Below are 16,467 nucleotides of genomic sequence, written 5' to 3' on the forward strand. Positions count from 1 at the left end.
CCGCCCACCCCGGAGGGACCCCGTGCGCCGCCCGCTGTACGTCCTGCTGGCCCTCGCCGCGCTCGCGGCGGGCTGCTCCGGCCCCGCGCCCACGACCCCCGAGGCGTCCCCGGCCCCGTCGGCCGCGCAGGCCGCGCCGGCGCAGGCCGGGCTGCCCGGCATGCCCCCCGTGGCCGACCCCGGCAACGTCGACGCCGCCGCCGGCGCGAACATGCTCTCCGACGCCGCCCGTGCGGCGAAGCCGCTGGTCTACGTCCCGCACACGAAGTCGGGGGAGGTCCGGGTGATCGACCCGGGGACCTTCGCCACGGTCGGCACCTACCGCCTCGGCGGGGAGCTGCAGCACGTCGTCCCGGCGTGGGACATGCAGACCCTCTACGCCACCGACGACACCACGAACAAGATCACCCCGTTCGACCCGCGCACCGGGCTGCCGGGGCGGAACATCCCGGTCGAGGACCCGTACAACATGTACTTCACCCCGGACGGGGCCTCGGCGATCTCGGTCGCGGAGGCCCGCCGGGAGCTGGTTCTCTACGACCCGCACACCTGGGCCCGCCGGGCCGAGATCCCGACCCCCGACTGCGCGGGCATCGACCACGCCGACTTCACCCCCGACGGCCGGACCGCGGTGTTCACCTGCGAGTTCGCCGGCCGCGTCGCCGTCGTCGACATCCCGGGACGACGGCTGCTGCGGATGGTCGACATGCCGGTGCGGCACACCATGATGGGCCCGCAGGACATCAAGCTCGCCCCGGACGGCTCGGTGTTCTACATCGCCGACTCCGAGGAGAACGGCGTCTGGGTGCTCGACGGCGCCGCCACCCGCGTGCTGCGCGAGATCCCGACCGGCGCCGGCGCGCACGGGCTCTACCTCTCCCGCGACGCCCGCGACCTCTACGTCACCAACCGGCACGACGGCAGCGTCTCGGTGCTGGACTCCCGCACCGGGGCGACGAAGGCGCTCTGGCGGATCCCCGGGAAGGCGAGTCCCGACATGGGTAACGTCTCGGCCGACGGCCGGACCCTGTGGTTGTCCGGGCGCTACGACCGGGAGGTGTACGTGCTCTCCACCGACGACGGGCACCTGATCCGGCGGATCCCGGTCGGTGACGGCCCGCACGGGCTGTGCGTGTGGCCGCAGCCCGGCCGCTACTCCCTCGGCCACACCGGGATCACCCGGTGACCGCCGGACCGACGGCGACGACGACCTCGGCCCGCCGGACCGAGCAGCTGTTCCGCGTCGCCCTGGTCGTGAAGGGCATCGACGGGGCGGCGGAGCTGCTGGGCGCCGTCGCGCTGGTGCTGGTGTCGGGGGACTGGCTGCACCGGGTCGTCGCGCAGATCCTCGCCCGCGACCTGATCGGTCCGCCGGACGGCACCCTGGCCCGGCACCTGACCGAGGGCGTCGACCGCTTCGCCGGCGGGGACCGCACCTTCGTCATCGTCTACCTCGGGCTGCACGGCGTGCTCAAGCTCGGCCTGGTCGCGGCGCTGCTGACCCGCTGGCGACCCGCCTACCCGCCCGCGGTGGTGATCCTGGCGGTGTTCGTCGTGTACGAGCTGGTCCACGCCTGGCACACGCACTCCGTCGTGCTGCCGTTCCTCGCCGCGCTCGACCTCGCGATCATCGTGATGGTGATCCGCGAGTACCGGCTGCTCGGCCGGGAGGCCGCCGACTCAGGCGCCGGCCGCGACCGGTAGCCGCTCCAGGACCGCGCGCGCCGCGGCGCGACCGGCCCGGTCGGCGCCGATCGTGCTCGCCGAGGGGCCGTAGCCGACCAGGTGCACCCGCGGGTCGGCGACGACGCCGGTGTCGCGCGGCCCGCCCATCACGATCCCGCCGCCCGGTCCGCGCAGCCGCAGCGGGGCGAGGTGGCCCAGCGCGGGCCGCCAGCCGGTCGCCCACAGCAGCACGTCCGCGGGCTCGCGGGTGCCGTCGGACCACTCCACCCCGTCCGGCACGACCCGGGTGAACATCGGCCTGCGCGCCAGCACCCCGCTCGCGATCCCGGCCCGCACCCCGGGCGTGAGCCCCAGCCCGGTCACGCCGACGACGCTGCGCGGCGGCAGCCCGGCCCGGACCCGCTCCTCGACCCGGGCGACGGCGGCGCGCCCCTGCTCGGGCCCGAACGGCGTGCTGTGCCACTCGGGCTCCCGGCGGGTGACCCAGGTCGTCGCGGCGGCGTACGGGGCGATCTCCAGCAGCAGCTGCACCGCGGTGATCCCGCCGCCGACCACGACGACCCGCCGGCCGGCCATGGCCTCGGGACCCGGGTACCCACGGGCGTGCAGGCTCGTGCCGCGGAACGTCGCGAGGCCCGGGTAGGCGGGGACGAACGGGCGGGTCCAGGTGCCGGTGGCGTTGATCAGGTGGTCGGCGACCCAGGTGCCGCGGTCGGTGTCGACGGTCAGCGACCCGCCGGTGCCGACGGCCTGCGGCCCGCCGGCGTCGGCGTCCGGCGACCCGCCGGTGTCGGACACCTTGTGGACGTGCACCGGGCGAACGACCCGCAGGTCCAGCTCGCGTTCGATGCGCCCGAAGTAGGCCGGGACGGCGTCGCGCGCGGGGAGGTCCGGGTCGGCGCCGGGGTCGTCGAACCCGGAGCGGACCCCGGCGACGTCGTGGATGCCGTTCACCGTGCGCATCCGCAGCGTCGGCCAGCGGTGCCGCCACGCGCCGCCGGGGCCGTCCTCGCCGTCGAGCACGACGAACCCGGGGCCCGGCTCCAGCCCGCCGCGCCGCAGCCCGGCCGCCGCCGACAGGCCCGCCTGGCCCGCGCCGATCACCACGACCCCGGTCCGCTCCACACCCGGGCCAACGCCCCGGCCGCACACGGTCATCCCGCGGCGAGCACCGGTTGCGGAGCATCACGCCCGCCTCGCGGACGCCGCGCGCCACAACCGGTGATCACGGCTGCGCCGCGGCGCGGACCACGTCGGCGACGTCGGCGTTGGCGCCGCAGACCACCAGGGCGAGCCGGGCGTCCGGGTGCCGCTGCACGATCCGGCGGGCGGCCGGGACCAGGCAGCCCGCGGCCGGCTCGGCCCAGATCCCGGCGTGCTCGGCGAGGGTGAGGGTGCCGCGGCAGGCCTCGGCGTCGTCGACGACGAGGACCTCGTGCACCAGGGCACGGACGTGGTCGTAGGTCAGCTGCGACGCCGACGGCGCGGACAACGTGGTGATCGCCGACGAGATCGTGACGGGCGTCGGGCCGCCCGCGGCCAGGGCGGCGGACATCGCCTCGCCGCCGACGGTCTCCACACCCCACACCCGGGTGCCGGGCAGCAGCGCGTGGACCGCGGTGGCGACCCCGGAGATCAGCGCCCCGCCGCCGATGGAGACCAGCACGTCGGTCGGCGGCTCGCCGAGAGCGACGGCGTCGCGGGCCAGCTCCAGCCCCACGGTGCCCTGCGCGGCGACGATCACCGGGTCGTCGAACGGGTGCACCAGCGTCCGCCCGGCCCGCTGCAGGTCCCCGGCCTGCGCGAACGCGGCCGCGATGTCGGAGGTGAGCCGTACCTCGGCACCGGCGGCGCGGGCCGCGGCGACCGACCGGGCCGGCGCGGTGCGCGGCATGACGACGACCGCGTCCACCCCCGCGGCGCCCGCGACCTCGGCGACGGCGAGCCCGTGGTTGCCGCCCGACACCGCGACGACGCCCGCGGCGCGCTCGGCGCCGGTCAGCGACGCGAGCTTGGCCAGCACCCCGCGCGGCTTGAACGACCCGGCCCGCTGCAGGTGCTCCAGCTTGAGCAGCACGGGCGCGCCGAGGGCCGCGGACAGCCCGGGGGAGGGGACGGTCGGGGTGCGCACCACGCCCCCGGCGATCCGCTCCGCCGCCGTCTCGATGTCTGCGATGCTCACCTGGTCCGCCACCGCCGCAACGTAACCCCGGCCCCGCGGCCGTCCGGGGCCGCCCTGGGCGGCGACCGTGTGGCCCGTGGCGGTCGCCGCGGAACCGGTGGTGGGCGGGTCGGCACGACCGCGTCGAACCCGCCCGGGATCCGTGCGGCGCCGTTCGCCCGGCTCAGCCCATCGTCCGCGCGCCGTCGATCGCCTCGCGGATGACGTCGGCGTGCCCGGCGTGCTGGCTGGTCTCGGCGAGCATGTGGATCGCGACCCGGCGGACCGACCAGGACGTGTTCGGCTCGAACCACGGCGCGACCGGCAGGGCGTGCGAGGAGTCCAGGTCCGCGGTCCGCAGCACCTCCTCGGTGCGCGCGGCGACCTGCTCGACCCGGGCCCGCAGGTACTCCAGGGTCTCGTGGTCGGCCAGGACGAACCGGGTGTCCACCCACTCCTCGCCGGAGGCGGACCAGTCACCGCCGTTCGCGCCGGCCTCGGCGTCGACGGCGTCCCAGTCGACGGAGTCGTTGTAGACCTCGACGTCACCGAACGCGGCGGCACCCTCGACGGCGAAGCGGAACCACTGCTCCTCGGTGTCCGCGACGTGCTTGAGCAGCGAGGCGATCGTCAGCGCACTCACCGTGCTGCGGGTGCGCGCCTGCTCCTCGGTCAGCCCGTCGGCGGTCTGCAGCAGGAAGCCGCGGTGCCGCTCCAGGGTGGCGATCAGCTCGGCACGCTCGCCGGTCAGGGCCTGCTTCTCGTCGGTGGCGTTCATCTCCGGGGCCGCCTCTCGGGGTCCGCGGACCGGGGCCGTCCCGGTCCGACGGGAACGACGATAGGACCGATCGCGGACGGATCCGGTCCTCGATCAGGAACTGCCGGCGGGGCGGTCGCCGAGGTCGTGCAGCGCGGTCTCCCAGCGCTCCCGGCGGGCGTCGTCGTCCAGCTCCCACCAGGGGGTGCCGCGCTCGCCGAGGCCGTGCTTGGCCGCGGACACCCGTGTCCGGGCGGCGGCGACGCGCTCGTCGTCGCCGGTCCGCCTGCCGGCCCCGACCTCGGCGCGGGCGTTCCCGAGGTGCTGCTGCAGCGCGGACCGCACGTCGTCGGGGATCGTCGGGTCGGTGGCGCGCCACCGGCGGCCCCGGACGACGATGTACCGCCCGTCCGGGGTCCGCTCGGGTTCGCTCACGGGATGGCGGCGGCGCTCAGCCGCTGACCGGCACCACGTCCGGCGCGCCGAGGCGGGCGGCGTCGGCGGTGGCGTCGTCGGGCATCTTCTGGCTCTCCCGCTCGGCCTCGACCCGCTTGACGTAGTGGTCGACCTCGCGGGCGATCTGCTCGTCGCTCCAGCCCAGCACCGGGGCGACCAGCGTCGCGGTCTCCTCGGCGGCACCCACGCCCCGGTCGAAGGTCTCGATCGAGATCCGGGTGCGGCGGGCGAGGATGTCCTCCAGGTGCCGCGCCCCCTCGTGCGAGGCGCCGTAGACGACCTCGGCCCGCAGGTAGTCCTCGGCGCCGGTGAGCGGCTCGGCCAGGGTCGGGTCGGCGATCAGCAGATCGAGGACCTCGTCGATCAGCGAGCCGTACCGGCCGAGCAGGTGCTCGATCCGCACCGGGTGCAGCCCGCTGCGCGCGGCGAGCTGGTGGGTCGAGTTGCGCAGCGCCGTGAAGCCCTCGGCGCCGAGCAGCGGGACCTTCTCGGTGCAGGAGGCGGGCACCTTCGCGTCGAGCGAGTGCACGGCGGCGTCGACGGCGTCCTTGGCCATCACGCGGTAGGTCGTGTACTTGCCCCCGGCCACGACGACCAGACCGGGCACCGGCGTGGCGACGGCGTGCTCGCGGGACAGCTTCGAGGTCGCCTCGGACTCGCCGTGCAGCAGCGGGCGCAGACCGGCGTAGACGCCCTCGACGTCCTCGTGGGTCAGCGGCTGCTCGAGCACCTCGTTGACGTGCGCGAGCAGGTACTCGATGTCGGCCGCGCTCGCCGCCGGGTGCGCCTTGTCCAGGTCCCAGTCGGTGTCGGTGGTGCCGATGATCCAGTGCCGGCCCCACGGGATGACGAACAGCACCGACTTCTCGGTGCGCAGGATCAGCCCGGCGTCGCCGCGGATCCGGTCGCGGGGGACGACCAGGTGGATGCCCTTGGACGCGCGCACCTTGAACTGGCCGCGCTCGCCGGCGAGGCCCTGGGTGTCGTCGGTCCACACCCCGGTGGCGTTGATGACCTCCTTGGCGCGGACGTCGAACCGGTCCCCGGACTCCAGGTCCTGCACGGTCGCGCCGATCACGCGGCCGGAGTCCTTCAGCAGTCCGACGACGCGGGCGCGGGTCGCCACGTGCGCGCCGTAGGCGGCCGCGGTGCGGGCGATCTCCATGGTGTGGCGGGCGTCGTCGACCTGGGCGTCGTAGTACTCCAGGGCCCCGACCAGGGCGTCCTTGCGCAGCGACGGCACGACCTTGCGGGCGCCGCGACGGGTGAGGTGCCGGTGGTGCGGCAGGCCGCGGGCGCGGCCGGACAGCAGCCCGAGCGAGTCGTAGAGCGCGACGCCGGCACCGGCGTAGAAGCGCTCCCACACGTGGTGCTTGAGCGGGTAGACGAACGGCACCGGGCGGACCAGGTGCGGCGCGAGGGTCTGGATCAGCAGCCCCCGCTCCTGGAGTGCCTCGGCCACCAGGCGGAAGTCGAGCATCTCCAGGTAGCGCAGGCCGCCGTGGATGAGCTTGGAGGAACGGCTCGACGTACCGGACGCGAAGTCGCGGGCCTCGACCAGCCCGGTCGACAGACCACGGGTGGCCGCGTCGAGGGCGGCACCGGCGCCGACGACGCCACCGCCGACGACCAGCACGTCCAGTTCGCGGTCGCCCATCGCCTGCAGCGCCGTGGTACGGGCCTCCGGGGAGAGCGCCACCGATTTCATGATCAGACCTTCCTGAGTGGTTCGTGCTCGTGCTGTCCCGCCGGGGGACTACCCGCTGAAAACCCGTCCGATCGCGGGTGTGCCCGGTGTCGCCCCCACGTGTGGTGAGGGCGACACCGGGCGGGTGGTCCTACTCGACGTCGACCCAGTCCAGGGTCCGCTCGACGGCCTTCTTCCACCGGCCGTAGCCCTCGTCGCGCTGCTCCTGCGACCAGGTCGGCTCCCAGCGCCGGGCCTCGTTCCAGTTCTCCCGCAGCTCGTCGGTGTTCTTCCAGAACCCGACGGCCAGCCCGGCCGCGTAGGCCGCACCGAGCGCGGTGGTCTCGGCGACGACGGGCCGCGAGACCGGAACACCCAGCACGTCGGCCTGGATCTGCATGCACAGCTCGTTCTGGGTGACGCCGCCGTCGACCTTCAGCGTCTCCAGGGTCACCCCGGAGTCCTTGGTCATGGCGTCGCTGACGTCGCGGGACTGGTAGCAGATCGCCTCCAGCGTGGCCCGCGCCAGGTGCGCGTTGGTGTTGAACCGGGACAGGCCGACGATCGCGCCGCGGGCGTCGGAACGCCAGTACGGCGCGAACAGGCCGGAGAACGCCGGGACGAAGTACACGCCGCCGTTGTCCTCGACCTGGCGGGCCAGCGACTCCGACTGCGAGGCGCCGGAGATGATGCCGAGCTGGTCGCGCAGCCACTGCACGGCCGAGCCGGTGACCGCGATGGAGCCCTCCAGCGCGTAGACCGGACGCTCGCCCTCGAACTGGTAGCACATCGTGGTGAGCAGCCCGGACTCCGAGCGGACCAGCTCGGTGCCGGTGTTCAGCAGCATGAAGTTGCCGGTGCCGTAGGTGTTCTTGGCCTCGCCGGGGGCGAAGCAGACCTGGCCGACGGTCGCGGCCTGCTGGTCGCCCAGGTCACCGGTGATGGGGACCTCGCCACCGAGCGGGCCCCCTCCGAGGGTCGTCCCGAACGCGGTCGCCGACGACGACGGCTTGATCTCCGGCAGCATCTGCCGCGGGATGCCGAAGAAGCCGAGCAGCTCGTCGTCCCAGTCGAGGGTCTCGAGGTCCATCAGCATGGTGCGGCTGGCGTTGGTCACGTCGGTGACGTGCAGCCCGCCGTGGGTGCCGCCGGTGAGGTTCCAGATGACCCAGGTGTCGGTGTTGCCGAAGACCGCGTCGCCGTTCTCCGCGGCCTCGCGGACGCCGTCGACGTTCTCCAGGATCCACTGGATCTTGCCGCCGGAGAAGTAGGTGGCGGGCGGGAGGCCGGCCTTGCGACGGATGACGTCGCCGCGGCCGTCGCGGTCGAGCGCGGTCGCGATCCGGTCGGTGCGGGTGTCCTGCCAGACGATCGCGTTGTAGTACGGGCGCCCGGTGCGGCGGTTCCACACGACGGTGGTCTCACGCTGGTTGGTGATGCCCAGCGCGACCAGGTCGGACGCGGACAGTCCGGTCTTGGTGAGCGCCTGCTGCAGGCAGGTGTTGGTGCGCTCGACGATCTCGATCGGGTCGTGCTCGACCCAGCCGGCCTGCGGCAGGATCTGCTCGTGCTCCAGCTGGTGGCGACCCACCTCGTTGCCGCTGTGGTCGAAGATCATGAAGCGGCTGGAGGTGGTGCCCTGGTCGACGGCGCCGACGAACTCGGCCATTGAGCTCTCCTTCTTGCGGGGATCGGGGCGTGGGTGCGGTGGGGACGGCGTTCGGCCGGGTCAGGCCCGCCCGACCTCCTGCGGTGCGTCCTCGGCGGGGATGTAGCGGTCGATCAGCAGCTTGAACAGGCCGCCGCCGACGAGGGCGCCGATCAGCGGCGCGACGATCGGCAGCCACCAGTACGGCGTGCCGTCGCCGGTGACCCACGCGGTCTCGTACCCGGTGATCCACGATGCCAGGCGGGGGCCGAAGTCGCGGGCCGGGTTGATGGCGTAGCCGGCGTTCGCGCCCCAGGCCATGCCGATGCCCACGACCAGGATGCCGATCATGAACGGCGCCATGTTGGACAGCGGGCCCTTGTTGCGCGGGTGGACCAGCGCGAAGATCACGAACACCAGGATCGCGGTGCCGACGACCTGGTCGAAGAACGCCGTCGTGATCGTCGTCGGGTCGCCCGGAGAGGTCGAGAAGATGCCCTGGGTGTCGGTCAGGTTCGGGTCGACCGAGCGGATGAAGTCGGCGTAGACGAACCGGACGATCAGCGCGGCGACGAACGCGCCGAGGGTCTGGGCCAGCACGAACGGCGCGACCTTCCGCCACGGGAAGCCCTCGTAGACGGCGAAGGCCAGCGTGACGGCCGGGTTCAGGTGGGCGCCGGAGATCCGGCCCGCCACGTAGACGCCCAGCATCACGCCGAAGCCCCAGGCCCAGGCGATCGAGTCGTAGGCGCCGTTCGAGCCGTCGGGGGTGGTGACGACCTGCGCGACGACGCCGACGCCGAACAGGATCAGGATCATCGTCCCGGCGAACTCGGCGCTCAGCTCGCCGATCAGCGACGGCGCCGTCGGGGCGGCCGACGGGGTCGCCCGTGTGGTCCGTTCCGCGGGTGCGGGATCGGCCGCGGTGTTCTCGGAGCTCGTCATCGAACCCCCTCCTGGTGAGTCCCCCTCACGGGACCGGGCGGCCCCGCTGTGTGACGTGGGACGCTAGGAGTGCTCGCGGTCGTGGGCAACGAGGATCGTTCGACGATGCCGAACGTTGCGGGTCGATCGGTCCATGATCCAGTCCCGGGAACGTCCGGACGGCCTACGATCGCTGCGTGGCACGGGCGATCCAGTCGGTGGAGCGGGCGGCGGCGCTGCTGCGGCTGCTCGGCGGTGCGGGGCGCCCGCTGGCGCTGGCCGAGCTGGCGGCGGCCCTGGACCTGCCGCGCCCGACCGCCCACGGGCTGCTGCGCACCCTCCGCGAGGAGGGGCTGGTGGCGCAGGAGTCGTCGTCGGGCCGCTACCTGCTGGGCGAGGGGCTGGGGCGGCTGGGCACCCCGTGGGACCGGCACGACCTGCGCGCCCGGGCGATGAACTGGGCCGACGCGCTGGCGGCGGGCACCGGCTGCGCGGTGTACCTGGGAGTGCCGTCCGCCGACGGGGCCGGGGTCGACCTGGTGCACCACGTGTTCCGGCCGGACGACACACCGCAGCGGCTGCGGACCAACACCACCCAGCCGTTGCACGCGACGGCGTGGGGGCGGTGCCTGCTGGCCTTCGCGCCGGCGTCGGTGCGGGCGGTCGAGCCGCTGGAGACCTACACGCGGGCGACCGTGACCGACCCGGCGGCGCTGACCCGGGAGATCACGGCGACGCGGCGGCGCGGCTGGGCGGCCGACGCCGGCGGCTGGGAGCCGGGCGCCGGCGGGCTCGCGGTGCCGGTCCGCAGCGGGGGCGGGCTGACCGTTGCGGCGCTGGGGATCGGCGCCCCGGTCGAGGAGCTGTTCGCCGCGGACGGCCGCGCTCGCCCGGAGGTCGTCGTCGAGCTCGTCGCCGCGGCCGCCGAGATCGCCGACGGACTGGAGGGACTGACGTGAGCGGCCTGTCGCCGGGGGAGCGGGTGGTCGCCGCGATCGACCAGGGGACGACGTCGACGCGCTGCCTGCTGTTCACCCGCTCGGGCCGGATGGTCGCGGTCGCCCAGCGGGAGCACCGGCAGCACTTCCCGAGCCCGGGCCGCGCCGAGCACGACGCCTCGGAGATCTGGCGCGCCGTGACCCGGGTCGTGCCCGCCGCGCTGCGCCGCGCCGGCCTGGGGCCGCAGAACGTGGTCGCGCTCGGGATCGCGAACCAGCGCGAGACGACGGTCGTCTGGAACCGCCGCACCGGGGTCCCGCTCGCGCGGGCGATCACCTGGCAGGACACCCGGACCACCGACATCGTCGCCGGTCTCGCCGCTGACGCCGACGCCGCCCGCTGGGCCCGGGTCAGCGGGCTCGGCCCGGCGACGTACTTCGCGGGACCGCGGCTGCAGTGGCTGCTCGACCACGTGCCGGGTGCGCGCGACGGCGCCGAACGCGGCGAGGTCCTGTTCGGGACGATGGAGTCCTGGCTGATCTGGAACCTCACCGGCGGCCCCGACGGCGGCGTGCACGTCACCGACGTCACCAACGCCAGCCGCACGATGCTGATGGACCTGCGCACGCTGGAGTGGTCCGACGCGCTGTGTTCGGCGCTGCGGGTGCCGCGGGGGATGCTGCCGACCATCGTGCCGAACGCCCGCGTCTACGGCCGGTGCTCCGGTCTGCTGGACGGTGTGCCGGTCGCCGGTGCCCTCGGCGACCAGCAGGCGGCGCTGGTCGGCCAGACCTGCTTCGCGCCCGGCGAGGCGAAGTGCACCTACGGCACGGGTGCGTTCCTGCTGAAGAACACCGGCTCCCGCATCGCCGGGTCCGAGGCCGGCCTGATCCCGACCGTCGGCTACCTGTTCGGGGACCGGCCGGTCTACGCGCTCGAGGGCTCGATCGCGATGACCGGCTCGCTGGTGCAGTGGTTCCGCGACGCGCTGGGCATGATCTCCACGGCGGCCCGGATCGAGACGCTCGCACTGACCGTCCCGGACAACGGCGGCTGCTATGTCGTCCCCGCCTTCTCCGGTCTCTACGCCCCGCACTGGTACCCCGACGCCCGCGGCGTGATCGTCGGCCTGACCTCCTACATCCACCGCGGCCACCTCGCCCGCGCGGTACTGGAGGCGACCGCGTGGCAGACCCGTGAGGTGCTCGACGCGATGAACGCCGACTCCGGCCTGCCCGTCACCCGCCTGAAGGTCGACGGCGGCATGACCGCGAACCACCTGCTCATGCAGTGCGTCGCCGATGTCCTGGACCTCACGGTGGAACGCCCCCTGGGTTCGGAGGCGGTGTCGCTCGGCGCGGCGTACGCGGCCGGCCTGGCCGTCGGTTACTGGCCGGACCCGGAGGTACTGCGCCGCAACTGGCACCGGGCGGCCGCCTGGGAGCCGACGATGGACCCCGGCCTGCGCCGCCGCGAGCACGACAACTGGCGCCGCGCGGTGCAGCGGAGCACGGGGTGGGCACGCCCGGACTGAGCCTCGGCCGGCGGGCCCGCCCCGCCTCGGCGGGAGGTGCCGCGCGTTCCTCAGGTTTCTGCCGCCCGCCGTCGACGCCGTCGGACCCGGTCCCGGTACTCGCGGTCCCGCATCTCCTGGACCCGGCGCACACCGACGTCGAGCAGGCGCCCGGCCACCGGGCGGAACCAGTCGACCCACTCCGTGGGGACACCGGTCACGATCCGCCGGGCTCCGGTGTCGGTCACGTCCTCCCAGAGGATCTCGTGGGCCCGCGCGGTCGCGAGGACGAGCAGCCGTCGACCGTCCTCGGGATCCGGCTCTCGCTCGATCAGATCGCGCTCCTCCAGCCGTGCGAGCAGCCGGGCGGTACCCCCGGTGGCGAGCCCGACGGTCTCCGCGACCTCGGCGCCCGTCATGGCCCGCCGGCCCAGCAGCAGCTCGGCGAGCACCGTGTACTCGTGCACCGTCAGTCCGAAGCGCCCGGCAACCGACCGGATCCGGTAGAAGCCGAGCAGCTCGGCCCGGGCGAGGAGCGGTCCGAGTTCCTCCGCGGTCTCGTCCCGGACCCGCCGGTCCTCCTCCACCTGCCTCGCACGTGCGTCCCCCTCCTCGACCTGCCTCGCACGTGCGTCGCGCCCGGTGACCTGCCGGCCGGTGTCCCGATGATCGGGGTCCTCCCGATCGGTGTCCTCGGGGTCCCCGGTCGTTCCGTCGGACTCCGGCGGCCTGACGCGGTCGGTGCTCCGACTCCCCGGAGGGCGGTTCGGACGAACTCGCTTACCGGGTAAGCGAATTCCTCGGACCTCCCCACCCGGCGCCCGGGCCGGATCGTCCTCCGCACCCGGACGATCCGCCCCGGAGCCGGAGCCGGAGCCGGAGCCGGAGCCGGAATCGGAGCCGGGGCCGGAACCGCAGCCGACGTCGGAGCCGGAGTCGGAGATGGCGTCAGGCTCTGACGGTGTCCCGCTGTCGGACGGATCCGGGGACCCTGTTCCGCGAACTCGCTCACCCGGTAAGCGAGTTCGCGGAACAGAGGCACCCCGCCGGCCCCGGTCGGGTCCGCCACCTGCGGTGGCGTGGTCCGTATCGCGCTGCATGGGGAAGCGGTAGCAGTCCGGCCGGCCCACCACGGCGGAATCCGTCGGGCGGTTCGCGATCGTGGTGCCCGTGCCCGTGCCCGTGCCCGTGCCCGTGCCCGTGCCCGTGCCCGTGTCGGTGCCGGTGCCGGTGGGCCGCGGGGTGGTGCGGTGGGTCAGCGGGTGAACGCCCCGGCGTCGGTCAGGTCGGCGGTGCGGGTCTCGTGCAGGCCCCACACGCACAGGCCCGACACGGCGGCCAGTCCGGCGATCAGCAGCGACACCGGCCAGGACGCGCCGGTCGTGGCGACCAGGCTCGTCGCGAGCAGTGGCGTGATGCCGCCGCCGACGATGCTGGAGGCGTTGTAGCCGATCGACGCGCCGGTGTAGCGGTAGCGCGTCGCGAACAGCTCCGGCAGGAACGCGCCCATCGGGGCGAACACACCGGCGAAGGCGATCATCGCGACCGAGAAGCCGACGGCGATGAGGACCCCGTCACCGGTCCCGAGCAGCCAGAACAGCGGGAACGCCCACAGCACCGCCAGGATGCAGGCCCACAGACACACCCGGCGCCGTCCGACCCGGTCCGAGAGCACCGCGAGGACCGGGGTCGCCACGCCCATCACCGCGGCCGCGACCATGGCCGCGACCAGCAGTGTCGTGCGGGACAGACCGAGCTCGGAGGTGCCGTAGGACAGGCTGAACGTGGTGACCGTGTAGAAGATCGTGTGGGTGATGATCATTCCGCCGGTCGCGAGGAGCAGCGACCGGGGCTGGCGGCGCACCACCTCGGCGACCGGCGCCTTCTCACGCTCCTGCTCGCGCATCGCCTTCTCGAACACCGGGGTCTCGGCGATCCGCAGCCGGATGTAGAGCCCGACGACCACCAGGACCGCGCTGGCCAGGAACGGCACCCGCCAGCCCCAGGCGGCGAACTGGGCGTCGGTCAGGGCGGCGGAGAGCGCGAGGAACGCCCCGCTCGCGATGATGAACCCGACCGCCGGGCCGACCTGCGGGAAGCTCGAATAGAGCCCGCGACGTCCCTCGGGCGCGTGCTCGGTCGCCATCAGGACCGCACCGCCCCACTCGCCGCCGAGCCCGAAGCCCTGCAGGAACCGGCACAGCACCAGCAGTACCGGCGCGGCGATCCCGATCGTCGAGTACGTCGGCAGCAGTCCGATCGCGACGGTGCCGACGCCCATCGTCAGCAGCGAGACCACCAGGGTCGCCTTGCGACCGACCCGGTCGCCGAAGTGCCCGAAGGCGACCGCGCCGACCGGGCGTGCGACGAACCCGACGCCGAAGGTCGCGAACGCCGCCAGCGTGCCGACCAGGGGGTCGAGGTCGGGGAAGAACAGCGTGCCGAAGACCAGGGCCGCGGCGGTGCCGTAGATGTAGAAGTCGTAGAACTCGATCGCGGTGCCGATGAAGCTGGCGACGGCGATGCGCTGCGCCGACATGGTCGGTGCGGTCTCCGCGTCCGGCCCCCTCGTCGCACCCGGGCCGGTCGATGCGTCCGGTTCGGTCACTGGTCCCCCTCCTCGCGCGGCATCCGCCGCAGCAGCTCCGGTCCGAAGCGGGTCACGTGGGCCCGCGCGGCGGCCTCGGCGCGGGCCGGGTCGCCGGAGGTGATGTCGTCGAGCAGCGAGCGGTGGCTGTCGCCGATGTCGCCCAGGTCGTCGTAGAGGTCGCGGGACAGCCGGAAGACGTGCTGCAGCGGCGCCGAGATCGTCTCCCAGGTGTGCAGCAGGCGTCGTCGTCCGCAGAGTTCGTGGATCCGGCGGTGCAGTGCGAAGTCCAGGGTCACCGCGGCGGCGCTGTCCCGCGCTGCGCAGGCGGCGTGCAGGTCGTCGACGATCCGGCCGAGCTCCCGGGCGTGCTCCGCCGATCCGGTCGTGGCCAGGGCCCGCACGGCCAGCGGCTCGGTCGCGGCGCGCAGCGCGATGATCTCCTCGGCGTCGTCGGCGGTCAGCGTCGCGACCCGGGCGCCGCGGCGGGGGAGCAGCACGACCAGCCCCTCGGCGTCGAGCCTGCGCAGCGCGTCGCGGACCGGGCCGCGGCTGATCCCCAGCCGCGCGGCGAGCTCGCGCTCGACCAGCCGGTCACCGTCGCGCAGCGAACCGGACAGGATCAGGCCCCGCACCCGGTCGGCCGCCGCGTCGCCGAGGCCGGGATGGGCGGCGAGGTCCCCGACCTCCGGCGTCGGGCTGGTCACCCGGCCTCCAGCTCCGCCCGCAACCGGTGGGCGACACCGGACCCGGTCACCGGCTCGACGTCGTCGCGGGTCACCGGGGCGCCCGCGGCGACGGCGCGCCGCAGCGTGACACCGTCGGCCAGCCCGATCGGCAGGAAACCGCCGGTCCGGGCCGCGGCGGCCGGGCGGACCACCCCGTGCACGGTCGAGCCGCCCTCGCCGTCGAGCCGGTCCCCGGGGACCAGGTCGCGCTTGGCGGTGGCGACGACGTCGGCCACCCAGCCCCGCGGCAGCCCGGAGTCCGCGCCGCGGGCCCCCGCGGCGCACACGCTCTGGGCCAGCTCCAGCCCGATGAGGTGGTACGGCCGGTACATCGCGGTGTAGCGGCCCGAGGGGTCGGTGCGCAGCCCGTAGTTCGCGAAGCAGCCCGCGACGTAGTCGCTCGGCGCCTCCAGCGTCACGTAGACGCCCCACCGCAGGTCCCGGTCCACGGGGCTCCCGTCGCGGTGCAGCGACGACACGACCTCCACCGTCCCGGTCCGGTCCAGCACCCCGCCCGCCTCGCGCGGGATGCACACCCGCTGCAGGTCGTCGGTGCCCGCGGGCGGGAAGGCGAGCCCGTCCTCCGGCGGGAGCAGGCCGGTCGCGTTCGCGACGGCGGCCATCTCGATCGCGGACTTCGTGCCGTCGAGGAAGGAGTTGAACATGACCGGGTTCAGCCCGGACCCCGCCGCGTGCTCGGGGGTGAACCCGTAGTGCCCCCACACCGTCTCCGGCGTGGAGCGGTGGTACTCCGGCAGGTACTTGGTCCCCTTCCCGGCGGCGACGACAGCGAAGCCGTTGGTCCGCGCCCAGTCCACCAGCTCGCAGATCAGGCTGGGCTGGTCGCCCGAGGCCATCGTGTAGACCACGCCCCGCTCCGCGGCACGGGCCGCGAGCACCGGACCGACGAGCACGTCGGCCTCGACGGTCACCATCACGACGTGCTGCCCGGCCTCGATCGCGCCCAGCGCGTGCGCGGCGCCCGCGACGGGGGAGCCGGTCGCCTCGACGACGACGTCCACGTCGTCGGCCCCGAGCACCGCGTCGACCGAGGTCGCGACCCGGGTCCCGGTGAGCCCGGCGGTGTCCAGCGCGGCGCGGCCGCGCTCCTCCGAGAGGTCGACGACGGCGCTGACCTGCAGGTTCGGCACCCGGGCCGCCTGGTGCAGGAACATCGTCGCGAACGTGCCCGCACCGATCACGCCGGCCCGGACCGGTGTGGAGCGCTGCTGCATCGTCTCGAACAGACCCATCCGGTGCCCCTCCACGCCGCGCCGCCGTGCCACCCCGCTGTGGCCGACGATCGCACCGTGCGCCGGTGCACGGTCGACTGTCAATGGTTGACCAGACTGTGGAACGCCGCGATGTGGTCGCTTGCTCA

Annotated in this window: 15 protein-coding genes; 4 read left to right on the forward strand and 11 right to left on the reverse strand. The window is 74.4% G+C overall.

Features of this window, described 5'->3' with window-relative positions; all coding sequences use genetic code 11:
- Window positions 1-22: 22 nt before the first annotated feature.
- Both ZF1_RS07070 and ZF1_RS07075 read left to right on the forward strand, forming a co-directional pair.
- A complete protein-coding gene (locus ZF1_RS07070) occupies window positions 23-1,186 on the forward strand; it encodes a YncE family protein (protein WP_482636804.1) in 1,164 nt (387 codons plus the stop codon).
- Complete coding sequence (locus ZF1_RS07075) at window positions 1,183-1,704, forward strand: DUF2127 domain-containing protein (RefSeq protein ID WP_251786821.1); 522 nt, start codon at window positions 1,183-1,185, stop codon at window positions 1,702-1,704. Before ZF1_RS07070 ends, ZF1_RS07075 begins: the two co-directional genes overlap by 4 nt.
- Here the strand turns inward: ZF1_RS07075 and ZF1_RS07080 are convergent.
- The 7 genes from ZF1_RS07080 to ZF1_RS07110 form a co-directional block, all read right to left on the reverse strand.
- Complete coding sequence (locus tag ZF1_RS07080; protein WP_412763145.1) at window positions 1,681-2,844, reverse strand: flavin-containing monooxygenase; 1,164 nt, start codon at window positions 2,842-2,844, stop codon at window positions 1,681-1,683. The genes ZF1_RS07075 and ZF1_RS07080 overlap by 24 nt on opposite strands.
- A gap of 67 nt (window positions 2,845-2,911) precedes the next feature.
- Window positions 2,912-3,868, reverse strand: a complete 957-nt coding sequence (locus ZF1_RS07085; RefSeq protein ID WP_482636805.1) for a pyridoxal-phosphate dependent enzyme — start codon at window positions 3,866-3,868, stop codon at window positions 2,912-2,914.
- Between the two features lie 163 nt (window positions 3,869-4,031).
- Window positions 4,032-4,625 carry a DinB family protein gene (locus ZF1_RS07090; protein ID WP_482636806.1) on the reverse strand — a complete coding sequence of 198 codons (594 nt, stop codon included), beginning with the start codon at window positions 4,623-4,625 and terminating at the stop codon, window positions 4,032-4,034.
- Between the two features lie 93 nt (window positions 4,626-4,718).
- Window positions 4,719-5,039 (reverse strand): hypothetical protein, encoded by a 321-nt coding sequence (locus tag ZF1_RS07095; RefSeq protein WP_476654061.1) that lies wholly within the window; start codon window positions 5,037-5,039, stop codon window positions 4,719-4,721.
- Window positions 5,040-5,055: 16 nt separating this feature from the next.
- Window positions 5,056-6,768: a glycerol-3-phosphate dehydrogenase/oxidase gene (locus ZF1_RS07100; RefSeq protein WP_482636807.1), complete on the reverse strand. Its 1,713-nt coding sequence runs from the start codon at window positions 6,766-6,768 to the stop codon at window positions 5,056-5,058.
- A gap of 130 nt (window positions 6,769-6,898) precedes the next feature.
- Window positions 6,899-8,416 carry a glycerol kinase GlpK gene (glpK, locus tag ZF1_RS07105; protein ID WP_208821334.1) on the reverse strand — a complete coding sequence of 506 codons (1,518 nt, stop codon included), beginning with the start codon at window positions 8,414-8,416 and terminating at the stop codon, window positions 6,899-6,901.
- 60 nt (window positions 8,417-8,476) lie between these two features.
- Window positions 8,477-9,340 (reverse strand): MIP/aquaporin family protein, encoded by an 864-nt coding sequence (locus ZF1_RS07110; protein ID WP_482636808.1) that lies wholly within the window; start codon window positions 9,338-9,340, stop codon window positions 8,477-8,479.
- Between the two features lie 176 nt (window positions 9,341-9,516).
- Here ZF1_RS07110 and ZF1_RS07115 point away from each other — a divergent pair, with 176 nt between their 5' ends.
- Window positions 9,517-10,278, forward strand: a complete 762-nt coding sequence (locus tag ZF1_RS07115; protein WP_178374095.1) for an IclR family transcriptional regulator — start codon at window positions 9,517-9,519, stop codon at window positions 10,276-10,278.
- On the forward strand, window positions 10,275-11,792 hold the full coding sequence (gene glpK / locus ZF1_RS07120; RefSeq protein WP_083474585.1) for a glycerol kinase GlpK: 1,518 nt from the start codon (window positions 10,275-10,277) through the stop codon (window positions 11,790-11,792). The genes ZF1_RS07115 and glpK (ZF1_RS07120) overlap by 4 nt, the downstream gene beginning before the upstream one ends.
- A 50-nt stretch (window positions 11,793-11,842) precedes the next feature.
- Here glpK (ZF1_RS07120) and ZF1_RS07125 read toward each other — a convergent pair whose 3' ends face one another.
- The 4 genes from ZF1_RS07125 to ZF1_RS07140 all read right to left on the reverse strand — a co-directional run bounded on the left by ZF1_RS07125 (window position 11,843) and on the right by ZF1_RS07140 (window position 16,339).
- Window positions 11,843-12,358, reverse strand: coding sequence for a MarR family winged helix-turn-helix transcriptional regulator (locus tag ZF1_RS07125; RefSeq protein ID WP_482636809.1), 516 nt, complete (start codon window positions 12,356-12,358; stop codon window positions 11,843-11,845).
- Window positions 12,359-13,026: 668 nt separating this feature from the next.
- On the reverse strand, window positions 13,027-14,310 hold the full coding sequence (locus ZF1_RS07130) for an MFS transporter (protein ID WP_062404310.1): 1,284 nt from the start codon (window positions 14,308-14,310) through the stop codon (window positions 13,027-13,029).
- A gap of 65 nt (window positions 14,311-14,375) precedes the next feature.
- On the reverse strand, window positions 14,376-15,065 hold the full coding sequence (locus ZF1_RS07135) for a GntR family transcriptional regulator (protein WP_482636810.1): 690 nt from the start codon (window positions 15,063-15,065) through the stop codon (window positions 14,376-14,378).
- A complete protein-coding gene (locus ZF1_RS07140; protein ID WP_476654064.1) occupies window positions 15,062-16,339 on the reverse strand; it encodes an NAD(P)H-dependent oxidoreductase in 1,278 nt (425 codons plus the stop codon). Before ZF1_RS07140 ends, ZF1_RS07135 begins: the two co-directional genes overlap by 4 nt.
- Between the last annotated feature and the right edge of the window lie 128 nt (window positions 16,340-16,467).

Source organism: Pseudonocardia sp. ZF1 (genome assembly GCF_056835605.1).